This window comes from Microbacterium sp. P5_E9, from assembly GCF_054049175.1.
Genome location: NZ_JBFUMV010000011.1, coordinates 35,793 through 48,135, shown reverse-complemented (window position 1 = coordinate 48,135; position 12,343 = coordinate 35,793). Strand labels below are relative to the sequence as shown.

Annotated in this window: 13 protein-coding genes; 6 read left to right on the top strand and 7 right to left on the bottom strand. The window is 68.2% G+C overall.

Translation table 11 applies throughout. From position 1 onward, the window contains the following. Nucleotides 1-7: 7 nt before the first annotated feature. The 6 genes from ACXJ3V_RS13880 to ACXJ3V_RS13855 all read right to left on the bottom strand — a co-directional run bounded on the left by ACXJ3V_RS13880 (nt 8) and on the right by ACXJ3V_RS13855 (nt 4,144). The gene (locus ACXJ3V_RS13880; RefSeq protein ID WP_457100909.1) at nt 8-802 is read right to left on the bottom strand and encodes an oxidoreductase; all 795 of its coding nucleotides are present in this window, start codon (nt 800-802) and stop codon (nt 8-10) included. Between the two features lie 63 nt (nt 803-865). After that, a complete protein-coding gene (locus ACXJ3V_RS13875; protein WP_457100908.1) occupies nt 866-1,795 on the bottom strand; it encodes an alpha/beta hydrolase in 930 nt (309 codons plus the stop codon). 69 nt (nt 1,796-1,864) lie between these two features. After that, on the bottom strand, nt 1,865-2,629 hold the full coding sequence (locus ACXJ3V_RS13870) for an ABC transporter permease (RefSeq protein WP_457100907.1): 765 nt from the start codon (nt 2,627-2,629) through the stop codon (nt 1,865-1,867). Then, the gene (locus ACXJ3V_RS13865) at nt 2,626-3,417 is read right to left on the bottom strand and encodes an ABC transporter ATP-binding protein (RefSeq protein ID WP_457100906.1); all 792 of its coding nucleotides are present in this window, start codon (nt 3,415-3,417) and stop codon (nt 2,626-2,628) included. Before ACXJ3V_RS13865 ends, ACXJ3V_RS13870 begins: the two co-directional genes overlap by 4 nt. After that, nucleotides 3,414-3,788 (bottom strand): DUF1048 domain-containing protein, encoded by a 375-nt coding sequence (locus ACXJ3V_RS13860; RefSeq protein WP_457100905.1) that lies wholly within the window; start codon nt 3,786-3,788, stop codon nt 3,414-3,416. Before ACXJ3V_RS13860 ends, ACXJ3V_RS13865 begins: the two co-directional genes overlap by 4 nt. Nucleotides 3,789-3,790: 2 nt before the next feature. Beyond that, entirely contained in the window at nt 3,791-4,144 is a 354-nt protein-coding gene (locus ACXJ3V_RS13855; protein WP_457100904.1) for a PadR family transcriptional regulator, read from the bottom strand. Between the two features lie 127 nt (nt 4,145-4,271). On the opposite strand from ACXJ3V_RS13855, the gene ACXJ3V_RS13850 reads away from it, so the two are divergent. The 3 genes from ACXJ3V_RS13850 (at nt 4,272) to ACXJ3V_RS13840 (ending at nt 6,745) form a co-directional block, all read left to right on the top strand. Next, on the top strand, nt 4,272-4,631 hold the full coding sequence (locus ACXJ3V_RS13850; RefSeq protein ID WP_457100903.1) for an MmcQ/YjbR family DNA-binding protein: 360 nt from the start codon (nt 4,272-4,274) through the stop codon (nt 4,629-4,631). A gap of 61 nt (nt 4,632-4,692) precedes the next feature. Beyond that, nucleotides 4,693-5,394: a DUF2510 domain-containing protein gene (locus tag ACXJ3V_RS13845; protein ID WP_457100902.1), complete on the top strand. Its 702-nt coding sequence runs from the start codon at nt 4,693-4,695 to the stop codon at nt 5,392-5,394. Nucleotides 5,395-5,413: 19 nt separating this feature from the next. Continuing rightward, the gene (locus ACXJ3V_RS13840; RefSeq protein ID WP_457100901.1) at nt 5,414-6,745 is read left to right on the top strand and encodes a hypothetical protein; all 1,332 of its coding nucleotides are present in this window, start codon (nt 5,414-5,416) and stop codon (nt 6,743-6,745) included. Nucleotide 6,746: 1 nt separating this feature from the next. Here the strand turns inward: ACXJ3V_RS13840 and ACXJ3V_RS13835 are convergent, their stop codons facing one another. Then, nucleotides 6,747-8,201: an MFS transporter gene (locus ACXJ3V_RS13835; protein WP_457100900.1), complete on the bottom strand. Its 1,455-nt coding sequence runs from the start codon at nt 8,199-8,201 to the stop codon at nt 6,747-6,749. Between the two features lie 87 nt (nt 8,202-8,288). On the opposite strand from ACXJ3V_RS13835, the gene ACXJ3V_RS13830 reads away from it, so the two are divergent. Genes ACXJ3V_RS13830 through ACXJ3V_RS13820 form a run of 3 tightly spaced genes read left to right on the top strand, consistent with a single transcriptional unit; the run spans nt 8,289 to nt 12,249 of the window. Then, nucleotides 8,289-8,942 (top strand): helix-turn-helix domain-containing protein, encoded by a 654-nt coding sequence (locus ACXJ3V_RS13830; RefSeq protein ID WP_457100899.1) that lies wholly within the window; start codon nt 8,289-8,291, stop codon nt 8,940-8,942. 60 nt (nt 8,943-9,002) lie between these two features. Continuing rightward, on the top strand, nt 9,003-10,469 hold the full coding sequence (locus ACXJ3V_RS13825) for a family 43 glycosylhydrolase (RefSeq protein WP_457100898.1): 1,467 nt from the start codon (nt 9,003-9,005) through the stop codon (nt 10,467-10,469). A gap of 43 nt (nt 10,470-10,512) precedes the next feature. After that, nucleotides 10,513-12,249, top strand: coding sequence for an AMP-binding protein (locus ACXJ3V_RS13820; protein WP_457100897.1), 1,737 nt, complete (start codon nt 10,513-10,515; stop codon nt 12,247-12,249). Nucleotides 12,250-12,343 lie beyond the last annotated feature (94 nt).

Below are 12,343 nucleotides of genomic sequence, written 5' to 3'. Positions count from 1 at the left end.
CGTCGGCTCAGAGCTCCTTGGTGAGGCCGCCGTCGATGAGGAAGTCGGCGCCGGTGACGTTGCCGGCACGGTCGCTCGCGAGCAGGAGCACGAGGTCGGCGACCTCTTCAGGCTCGGTGAATCGTCCGGTGGAGAATCCGCCGCCGCCCTCGATGATCCTGCGGCGGGCTTCTTCGGGCGTGACGCCCATGCTCTTCGCGACGGTCGCGGCCACTCCGTTCTCGCCGAGCCAGAGCGGGGTCGAGACCGGTCCGGGACTGATCGTGTTGAAGCGGATGCCGCGAGGCCCGAACTCCTTCGACAGCGACTTGGAGAGGTTCCACACCGCTGCCTTCGTGGCCGCGTAGTCGATCACGCCGGGGTCGGGAAGGAAGGCATTGACCGAGCCGATCGTCACGACGTTTCCGCCCCCACGCTCGAGCAGCAGCGGAATCGCCGCGCGCGTGGTGCGCACGGCTGCCATCAGGCTGAGGTTCAGGGTGGCCAGCCAGTCGTCATCGCTGACTTCGAGGAATCCGGCGGTTCGCGGGGCGACCGCACCGACGTTGTTCACGACGATGTCGAGCCCGCCGAAGTGCGCAGCTCGAGACACGAGCTCGGCAGGTCCCTCGGCGGTGGAGAGGTCGATCGCGACCGCGAGCACCTGACCCGTGTCTGCCAGGGCGCCCAGCTCATCGGTGATCGAACGAGCCCCGGCAACGACATTCGCGCCCTCGGCGACGAGGGCGCGAGTGATCGCAAGCCCGATTCCCTTGCTCGCGCCGGTGACGACCGCGACTTTGCCTGCCAGATGAAGGTCCATCTTGCTGACGCTAGTGGCCGTGGGAGCGCTCCACCAAATGGGTCGAGTCGGCCCCGCCGCGACCTACCGAAGGGCGGCTCGCTGCGCGGCGACGACGGCAGCCATCGCGGGCGCGGCGCTGCGCGCGAACCGCGGGAAATTGAGGAATCCGTGCGGCATCGCGGGATAGTCGACGAGTTCGACCTCGACGCCCGCCGCACGCAGCGCCTCGGCATACAGCACGCCGTCGTCGTGCAGGGGGTCGTGGCCTCCGACGATCACGATCGCAGCGGGCAGCCCGGCCAGCGATGCGGCCTTGAGCGGTGAGACGCGCCAGTCCGCGTCGTCACCGGCGTAGAGCTCGCCGAACCGCTTCATGTCGGCGGCGGTCAGGATGAAGGCGTCCGCGTTCGCGCGGCGGGACGCCGTGTCTCCGCCCCCGGTCGCCGGATAGAGCAGAGCCTGGTGGCGGATGCCGGGGCCGCCGTCATCTCGCGCCATCAGTGCGACGACCGCGGCCAGGTTGCCGCCGGCCGACTCCCCCATGATGCCGATCCGCGCCGCGTCGGCGCCCAGCTCCGTCGCATGCTCGGCGGCCCACGCGAGCGCGGCGCGGCAGTCGTCGATGCCGGCGGGGAACGGATGCTTCGGCGCGAGCCGGTAGCCGACGGACACGACGATCGCGTCCAGGTCCTTCGCGACGGTGCCGCACATCCAGTCGCCCCCGCGGAGGTCGCCGAAGACGAACCCGCCACCGTGGAAGTAGACGATCAGCGGTCGCGTTGCGCGGGGACCCTCCGGCGTGTAGACGCGGATGGGGATTCCGTCGACCGTGCGATCCTCGCTCGTCACGCCTTTCGGGCGAGATCCCATCAGGATCGCCGCGATCGCCTCCGGGGCTCCGGCGCCGCTCGATCGGTCGATCTGCTCCGGCGTCGCCTTGGCCACCGACGACCCGGGGAGGCGTCTCATGACCTTGCCGATGCGCCGCATCCCTGGGGCGAGTGGTTCCATGATGCCGACCTTAACGCCGAAGCCCTCCCGCGGTGCACTGCGCACCGCGGGAGGGCTTTCGGACTGGGCTCAGCTGATCTTGCGCTTGTAGATCGCCATCGCCGCGAAGTACGCGACGACCAGGATGCCGACGCACCACGCCAGGGCGACCCAGATATCGGATGTCACCGGCTGACCGGAGAAGATGTCGCGGATGGTGTCGATGATGGGCGTCACGGGCTGGTTCTCAGCGAACCACGCGACTGCCGGGGGCATCGTGTCGGTGGGGACGAAGGCCGAGCTGATGAACGGCAGGAAGATCAGCGGGTACGAGAACGCACTCGCACCGTCCACGGTCTTGGCCGACAGACCGGCAATCACGGCGATCCACGTCAGAGAAAGGGTGAACAGGATCAGGATGCCGGCTACCGCCAGCCAGCCGAGCACACTCGTGCCGGTGCGGAAGCCCAGAATCAAGGCCACGCCGACCACGATCACGATCGACGCCATGTTGGCGACGAGCGAGGTCAGCACGTGCGCCCAGAGCGAGCTCGCCCGGGCGATCGGCATCGACTGGAAGCGCTCGAAGATGCCGCCCTGCAGATCCAGGAAGAGCCGGTAGGCGGTGTACGCGATGCCCGACGCGATCGTGATGAGCAGGATGCCGGGGAGCATGTAGTCGATGTACGAGACCCCGCCGGTGTCGATGGCGCCGCCGAACACGAAGACGAAGAGCAGCATCAGGGCGACCGGGGTGACGGCAGTCGTGATGATCGTGTCGGGGCTGCGCAGGATGTGGCGCAGCGACCGTCCGGTCAGGACAGTGGTGTCGCCGAAGAAGTGCGTGGTGGTCATGATCGCTCCTTGATCTCGGTCCCTGAGCCTGTCGAAGGGTCGCCGACGAGGGCGAGGAAGACGTCTTCGAGGCTGGGCTGCTTCTCGACGTATTCGACCTTCGCGGGCGGCAGCAGCTTCTTGAGTTCGGCGAGCGTGCCGTTGACGATGATCCGACCCTCGTGGAGGATCGCGATCCGATCGGCGAGCTGCTCCGCCTCGTCGAGGTACTGCGTGGTGAGCAGCACCGTGGTGCCCCGGCCGGCGAGCTCCTTCACCGTCTGCCACACCTCGATCCGCGCCTGCGGGTCGAGGCCCGTCGTCGGCTCGTCGAGGAAGATGACCGGCGGGTTGCCGATGAGGCTCATCGCGATGTCGAGGCGACGGCGCATGCCACCGGAATAGGTCGCGGCCTTCCGGCCCCCGGCATCCGTAAGGGAGAAGCGCGCGAGCAGGTCGTCCGCGATCTTGCCCGGGTTCTTCAGGTGTCGCAGCTTCGCCACCAGCACGAGGTTCTCGCGTCCGCTGAGGATCTCGTCGACGGCCGCGAACTGGCCGGTGAGGCTGATCGATTCGCGCACGTCCTGCGCCTGTGCGGCGACATCGAAGCCGTGCACATTCGCGGTGCCTGCGTCCTGCTTGAGCAGCGTGGACAGGATCCGGATGACCGTGGTCTTGCCGGCGCCGTTCGAGCCGAGCAGGGCGAAGATGCTGCCCCGCGCCACGTCGAAGTCGACGCCACGCAGCACGTGCACCTCTTTGAAGGACTTCTCGATTCCGCTGACGCGGATCGCGGCATCCGTGGTCATTGTCCGTCCTCCTTGCTGAGTCCCTGAATGGTGTCGGTCAGGCGGGCGCGCTCCTTGTCGATCCAGCGCTTGCCCGAGTAGGCGGCGGCGAAGGCCTCGGCGAACTCGACGGGGTCGTCACCGACGATCTCGTCGACGGGCGTCCCATCGGCGGCGGCCCGCTCCCACAGGTCGGCGAAGTCGTTCAGCATCGTCATCATCACGGCAGGGTCGCCGTCGGTGATCCCGCCGTTGTACATGAAGTAGCGCTCGAAGGCCTTCGCGGCCGTTCCATACGGCTCGGGCAGCGCCGCGATGCGGGCCTTGTACTGCCGGTATGCCTTCTTGTCATCGAGCGATCCGGTGAGGAACTCGATCCACTTTGCAGCCATGATTACTTCTCTCCTTCGCGCTGGTCATTCGTCTGGTCTTGGTGGAGCTGTTCGATGCGTTCTGCGAGGAAACTCCACGTCCCCCAGAACTCGCCGAGCTGCGCTCGGCCGTTCGCGTTGAGCGAGTACACCTTGCGCGGCGGACCCTTCTCGGACGGAACCTTCTCGACATCCACGAAGCCCCGCTGCTCGATGCGTACGAGCAAGGCGTAGACGGTGCCTTCGACGATGTCCGAGAAGCCCTGCTCCCGCAGCCAGGCCGTGATCTCGTACCCGTACGCGGAGCGCTCGGCGAGGATCGCGAGCACGATGCCTTCGAGAGTGCCCTTGAGCATCTCCGTCATCTGGTTTCCCACGACTCACCTCCTATCTACTCGGTGTTGCTGACTACTGGTAAACGGTAACACTAAGTACTGGTAGTTGGCAACACTGAGTAGCAACTTTTTCCTACGGCGACGCGCGCGGGTGGGCGATACTGGCGCCGTGAGCCCTGATGACGTCTACGCATACTGCGCCGCGAAGCCCGGCGCCTGGGAGGACCAGCCCTGGGAAGGCGACGTCGTCTTCAAGGTGGGGCCCGGCGAGCGCGGCAAGATCTTCGCCTTCTTCGGCGACGGGCACGCGATCGGCGTCAAAGCGGCGACGACCCGCGACGAAGCCGACGAGTGGATCGCGCGGTATCCGCAGGATGCCCGGGTCTCGGCGTACATCGGCCGGTCAGGCTGGAACTCGCTGAACACCGGCGGCGGCATCCCGGAAGACGAGCTCCGTGAGGCGATCGACCGGTCCTATGAGCTCGTCGTGGCGGGGCTGCCGAAGAAGTACCGCGAGTTCGGCGCCTAGGCGACCAAGCCTTCGGTGAACCGATCTCGTAGCCGATCGTCTCGAGGGCTATCTTTCTCGCATGGGGACGACGCCGAGCGGGTGGTACGACGATGGTCACGGCACGATGCGCTGGTGGGACGGTTCCCGCTGGACGGAGCACGTCGCTGCAGCGGGCACGGACACGCCGGTGGATGTCCCACCGCCGGCCGATGGCGGCTACGCGCCGCAGGGCTCCGTGATCACTGAAGCACCCGCGGGCGCACCCCCCGCACCCGTCCCGCCGACGAAGTCGAAGCTGTGGATCGTGTGGGCGGTGCTCGGGGTCGTGGTGCTCGGCGTGCTCATCCTCGCCGCGGTCTTCATTCCGCGGCTGTTCGTCGGGCTGCTCGGTCAGGGCGCGGGGGCGGGAGGCGATCTGACGGCCGACCAGCAGGCGGCAGTCGCCGCCACCCAGCTGTACAACGACGCGTGGCAGGATGCCGACTGCGATGCCTACATGTCATCGACCACCGAGGCATTCCGCACGCAGTCCGGTCTCACGGACTGCTCGGCGTTCGAGAGCCAGGCGGAGGCGTTCGCCGTCGCCGCGGACGACTACACGGTCACGCTCGTCGATGTCCAGGAGGAGGGCGGCAAGATCCTCGTGGGCACCACCGAGACGTACACTCTCCTGCTCGACGAAGGGGGCACCCCGCTCGACGAGCCGAGTGCGGAGTCGATCGACTGGGTGTACATCGTCGTCGCGGACGGCGAAGACTGGCTCATCGACGACATGCGGTAATCGGGTCTATGATCCGGCCATGGGCGGCTCTGGGGGCTGGAACGATCGTCGCCGCGCGCCGCGGCATCCCTCACGGTGGGCGTTCGCCGCTGCGGCACTCCTCGCATGCACCGGATTGCTCACCACGATCCCCGCGACAGCGACAGCCGCCGAGCCGTCGCCGTCGCCCTCCGGCGACAACACCGCGGAGGTCATGAAGGCCATCGCGCAGTACGACCAGGCATTCGCGGAAGCCGACTGCGACGCCTTTTTCGAAGTCACCACCGCCGGATTCCGGAACTACCTCGCAATTCCCGATTGCGAGACCTTCGTCAACCGGGCGCACGGCCGCTCCGAGATCATGGACCCGATGGAGTTCACACCGATATCCATCGGCGGCACGGGTCGTGCCACCATCGCTGCGCTGGTGCACGTCAAGTTCGACAGTCTCATCGACCAGAACTTCGAACGGGTACCATCCCCTGTTCCGGTCGAATTCGACTACCGGTTCCATCTCGTGCATTTGGGGGGCGCCTGGAAGATCCAGGATGTCCACGATCTCACCGGCGGACGCACGCAAGGGCTGGTGAGCGCCGAGGAGCAGCAGGCGGTCGACCGACTGATGGTCGATTGGCAGTCCGCCTACTCGACCGGTGACTGCGACGCTCTGATGGCCTCGACGACGGCGGGCTATCGGGAGACCATGAAATGGCCGGACTGCGCGACCTTCCAGCAGTACATCGCCGATCAGAACGCGTACTGCCCGATGGACGTGCACCAGGAGGACATCCGCTTCCATGACAGCCTCGATGTGCACAACACCGAGATCGAGCTCGACGTGGTCGAGGTGTGCACGCTCGACACCGACGAGGCCGGCAATCCGCTCGATCCGCCCTACCAGTCCGGCGCCCCCTACCGGTATCACCTGGTCGACGTGGACGGCACCTGGCTGATCGCCGAAGGCGACGACCAGGCCGCGGCCGAAGACGATGCCGACAACACGAACGAACGTGCGGCGCTCGAGACGATGGGTGCCTATAACCAGGCATGGAGCGATGCGGACTGCGTCGCCTACGCGAGCACGACCACCGAGGGACTGCGCGACTCGTATGGCCTCTCGGGATGCGCCGCGTTCGGCCCAGCTGCGAGAGAGTGGAGCGCGGGGGTCGCCAACTTCGCGTTCACTGCAACAGACATCGAACGGCCGTCCGCGACCCGCTTCGAGATCAAGTCCCACGAGACCTTCGACTCACTGACCGACGCCGATGGTCAGCCCTTGGACGCACCGGTCCTCATCGACGAATACTGGGTCTACACGATCGACCTGGTGCAGGGCGAGTGGGTGATCTCCGACATCGTCATGCTGGTGTGATTCAAGACCGGCGGATGCGCGCCTTCGAGACCAGCACCATGGCCACCGCGGCACCGACGGCGCCGGCACCGGCTGCGACCCAGAAGGCCAGCGAGAATGCGGCCGTCGGGGCTGCGGCCGAGACGGCGCCGGCGGCCAGCACCGCGCTCACGACCGGAGCGGCGGCGGCCGAGCCGATCGTGCGCACCACGCTGTTCAGGCCGGTGGCGGCACCGGTCTCGTTCGCGGGCGACCAGGTCACGACCAGCTGCGCGCAGATCGCATAGCCGATGCCGTTGCCGAGGCCGAGCACGGCGAAGCCGACGATGACGACGACGGGCATGGTCGGCCAGATCGCGAGGACGACTGCGCCGACTCCCATGACCGCGGCGGCGAGGACGGCGGTGACGGCGCCGCCCACGCGAGCGACGAGCACCGGCGTCAGCCGGCCGCCGAGGAAGACGAGGACGGCGCTCGGGAGCATCGCCAGCGCCGAGGCGGTGACGCTCATCCCCCAGCCGTACCCCGTGCCGGCCGGTGCCTGCATGAGCAGCGGCAGGGCGATGTAGAAGACATAGGGGACGAAGCCGACGACGACGGTGAGCAGACTGAGCAGCGCGATCGGCCCCTGACGGAACGTGCGCACATCGACCACCGGGGCTGCGCTGCGGAGTTCGACCAGGACGAGCGCGATGAGCAGCACAATGCCCGCGGCGCCCACGCCGATGGTGAGCGGTGAGGTCCAACCCCAGGCGCCCCCCTGCGACACGGCGAGCAGCACACCGACGAGGCCACCGGCGAGCAGCCCGATGCCGGGCCAGTCGATCGGCCCGCTGGCGATCGCTGCGGAGCCGCGGGGCACCCAGGCGAGCACCATCGCGGCAGCGACCAGGATCAGGATCGCGCCGAGGATGAAGATCCACCGCCACGACAGCACGTCCACGACGATCCCGCCGACGACGAGGGCGAGACCGGCACCCAGCCCGATCATGCCGGGGATCCAGCCGAATGCCGCCGCGAGCCGCGGGCCCTTCAGGGTCGACCGCGCGAGCGCAAGCGCGAGCGGGAAGGTCGCGGTGCCGACGCCCTGCAGGGCACGGGCTGCGAGCAGCACGCCGAGGTTCGGGGCGACAGCGGCCAGGAGGGTCGCGGCGGCGAACACCATCATCGAGATGAGCATGACCCGGCGGTGGCCGAAGCGGTCGCCGAGCTTGCCGACCACGGGCGAGAAGACGGCACCGGCGAGCAGGAACGCCGTGAGGATCCACCCCGTGCCGAGGCTCGACGCACCCAGTTCCTTGCCGATCGTCGGCAGCGCGGGCACCACGAGGGTCTGCATGAGTGAGAACGCGAGCACCGCCGCGCTGAGCGCGAAGGTGAACCGGCCAGGGTGACGCAGCTCGGGCGAAGCAGGGGCTGCGCTGACTGCGGGGACGCTGGGAGCGGCCGGCTCCAGAACGGTGGTCGCGAGGGACATGGGGTTCGCTCTCTGTCGTGCGGGATTAAAGGTATCGGAACGGAACTTCCGTTCCGATACAACCGTAGCACTGTCTACACTGATGTCATGCCCGAGCCCGTCGCCCCCGATCGCCGTCTGCCCGGACGACAGCAGGAAGCTCGATCGAACGACTCCGCCGTGCTCGCGGCCGCGCGCGAGGTCTTCTCCGCTCGAGGGCATGACGCCTCGATGGCCGAGATCGCCCGCCAGGCGGGCGTCGGCGTCGCCTCGATCTATCGCCGCTATCCGACTAAGGAAGCTCTGGTCGAGGCTCTCCGCGTGAACGCCGTGAGCGACGCGGCCCTGCTCGCCCGCGAAGTCGCCGCCGGCGACGATGCGGCGCCTGCGGGGGCCGTGGCCACTTTCCTCGCTCGGCAGATCACCGGCGCCACCGGTCCGATCCTGCAGCCGCCTGGCGGCGGCAACCCGATTCCCGCCGAGCTGGCGGCCACTTCAGAGGAGCTGCGCGGCAGCCTCGAACTCCTTGTCGCCCGAGACCAGGCCGACGGCCTGCTCCCCCACGGATTCACGACCGCCGATGTGATGCAGCTCCTCCTGCACCTGCGCCCGGCGCTGCCACTGCCGCGGGCCCAGGCCGACGCCCTGCACCTCCGCTACCTCGACTTCGCGATGCGAGGCCTCCACGAGCAGGCTCGCGCAGGCCTCGCGCTCAGCGAAGGACCCCACTGGGATGAGTGGATGGGCTCCTGGCGCGACTGAGCCGGGAGCCGGATTTCTCCGCCGTGCGATAGCACGCGAGCCCCACCGAGAAGGAATGACATGAGCGCCACACCGATCATCCCCGGGTTCCACCCCGACCCTTCGATCTGCCGGGTCGGCGACGACTACTACCTGGTCAACTCGTCCTTCGAGTACCTGCCGGGGGTGCCGATCTTCCACAGCCGCGACCTCGTCACCTGGGAGCTCATCGGCAACGTGCTCGATCGCGAGGACCAGCTGTCGCTGCCGTCGTCGGCCGGCAGCAGCGGGATCTTCGCCCCGACGATCCGTCACCACGACGGCCGGTTCTGGATGATCACGACGAACATCAACCGGGTGCGCGATGGGCATCTGATCGTCTCTGCGGCCGAGCCGGCAGGGCCGTGGTCTGAGCCCGTCTACACGACAGGGGCTCTCGGCATCGACCCGGATCTGTTCTGGGACGCAGACGGCACCTGCTATCTCACCTGGGCCGGCGGCTGGGACGGGGGTCTGCCGATCATGCAGGTCGCACTCGATCCCGCGACCGGCGAACTGCTCGGCGAGCCCCGCGGCATCTCGAGCGGAACCGGACTCGCGAATCCCGAAGGACCGCATATCTACCGCCGCGGCGACTGGTATTACCTGCTGCTCGCCGAGGGCGGCACCGAACGTGGGCACACCGTGACGATCGCGCGGTCGCGCTCGGTCGACGGGCCGTACGAGGGCAATCCGGCGAATCCGATCCTCAGCCACCGCAGCACGATCGACCCGGTGCAGAACACCGGGCACGCCGACCTCGTCGAGACGGCGGACGGCTGGGCGATGGTCTACCTCGGCGTGCGCCCGGTCGGCCCGAGCCCCCATTTCCACCTGAACGGGCGCGAGACCTTCCTCGCGGGCGTCGAGTGGATAGACGACTGGCCCGTCGTCGACGAGTCGGCATTCGAGATCCCACCCTGGTCGGGTGACCTCGACGACGACTTCTCGTCGCCCGCGCTCGACCTGCGTTGGATCGCGCCGGGCGTGCACCCGGCGTCGATAACGAGCCCGGCACCCGGCGGCGGCATCGAGGTGCGGCATCCGGAATCTCTCGACCACCGCCCGCTGCTCGCGACCCGCGTCGAGCACTCGGCGTGGGAGGCGCAGGCGACGGTGGCGTCGGGCAGCGCCCGGCTCGTGCTGCGCTCCGACGATGCACACTGGGTGGCGGTCGAGTCGACGGGCGGCGCCGTCTCGGCTCGCGCAGTGGTCGGGCCGTTCGACCAGGTGCTCGGAACAGCCGACGCTCCGGCGGGGTCGACTGTCACGCTCGCGATCCGCTCGAGCGCGCCCGCCCAGGGCATGTTCGGGATGACGTCGACCACCGACACGCTCGAACTCGGGATGATCGGCGCCGATGGATTCCAGCCGATCGCCTCACTCGACGGCCGGTACCTCTCGACCGAGGTCGCCGGGGGGTTCACCGGCCGGGTCATCGGCGTCGAACCGCTGCCCGATCAGGACGAGCCCGCGATCCTCCGGCACTTCCGATACCGCGGCCTCTGATCGGGGAGGATGGTTCCATCACGTCTCGATGATGAGGAACCCCATGTCCAGCACCCCGACCGCACTTCTGCGCGACGCCCGCGACCAGCTCGTCTCGCTCCGTGAGGACTACTCCAGGGCCCTGGCGGAGTTCCGCTGGCCCGAGATCCACGGCGCCTTCAACTGGGCGATCGAATGGTTCGATGTCATCGCCCGCGGCAACGCCGCCCCGGCGCTCATCATCGTCGAAGAGGACGGCAGCCGGACTGTCCGCTCGTTCGACGAGATGGCGACCCGCTCGGACCAGCTCGCCGCATGGCTCAAGACGCTCGGGGTCGCGCGCGGCGATTCCGTGATGCTCATGCTCGGCAACCAGGTCGAGCTCTGGGAATCGATGCTCGCGCTCATCAAGATCGGGGCGATCATCCTGCCGACGACGGTCGCGATCGGCGGCGCCGACCTCGATGACCGCATCGTGCGCGGCTCGGTCGGATATGTCATCGCCTCCGGCGGCCACGCGGACAAGTTCGAAGGCATCAGCACGCCGGTCACCGGCATCCGGATCGGGGCCGGCCCCGCAGACTGGGCCGCCTACGACGACGCCTTCCTGACCCCGGCGACGCCGCAGGATCACCCCGGCACCCGGGTGGACCAGCCGCTGCTGCACTACTTCACGTCGGGAACCACGAGCCGGCCGAAGCTCGTGGAGCACACCCACGCGTCGTACCCGATCGGTCACCTCACCACGATGTACTGGCTGGGCCTCCGCCCCGGTGACGTGCACCTCGCGATCAGCTCGCCGGGCTGGGCGAAGCACGCCTGGAGCTGCTTCTTCGCACCGTGGATCGCCGAGGCGACGATCTTCGTCTACAACTACGAGCGCTTCAACGCCGAGCGGATGCTGCAGACCATCCGCTCCGAGAGCATCACGTCGTTCTGCGCACCCCCGACGGTGTGGCGGATGCTCATCCAAGCCGACCTGTCCCTGGGAGCCGGCGTGCTCCGTGAGGCGATCTCGGCGGGCGAGCCGCTGAATCCCGAGGTCATCGGCCAGGTGCGCCGGCACTGGGGGCTCACCATCCGCGATGGCTACGGCCAGACCGAGATGACCGCTGTCATCGCCAACTCACCCGGCGGCGTCGTCAGGGACGGCGCCATGGGTCGTCCCCTGCCCGGCTGCCCGATCGTGCTCGTCGACCCGATCACCGGGACGGAGTCCGACGAGGGAGAGATCTGCATCGACCTCTCGAAGCAGCCGACCAACCTGATGACCGGGTACGTCGGCGACCCCGAGCGCAACGCCGAGTCCACGGAGGGCGGCTACTTCCACACCGGCGACATTGCCTCGCGGGATGCCGACGGGTACCTCACTTACATCGGCCGCACCGACGATGTGTTCAAGGCCTCCGACTACAAGATCAGCCCATTCGAACTCGAAAGCGTGCTCATCGAGCACCCGGCCGTCGTCGAAGCGGCGATCGTGCCGGCGCCCGATGAGCTTCGGCTCGCCGTCCCGAAGGCGTATGTCGTGCTCGCCGCGGGATTCGAGCCGACATCCGACACAGCGGACGACATCCTGAGCTACGCGCGAGAGCACCTTGCCCCGTTTCAGCGGATCCGGCGCCTCGAGTTCTTCGACCTGCCCAAGACGATCTCGGGCAAGATCCGCCGGGTCGAGCTGCGGCAGCGGGAGGAGCGGATCGCCCGCGGCGAGCAGACCTGCCAGGAATGGCGGGATGACCGGCTGCGAGGCCTGCCGAAGGCACCCGTGGACGGCGAGAACGCCGAAGCCGAGGAGTAGGTCGCGACGCGCCGTTGCATCTCTGCATCGGCTCTGGCCCCGGCATCCCGGCCCGCACTATCTTGAGCGCATGCGATGCACTGAGCGAGCGAGC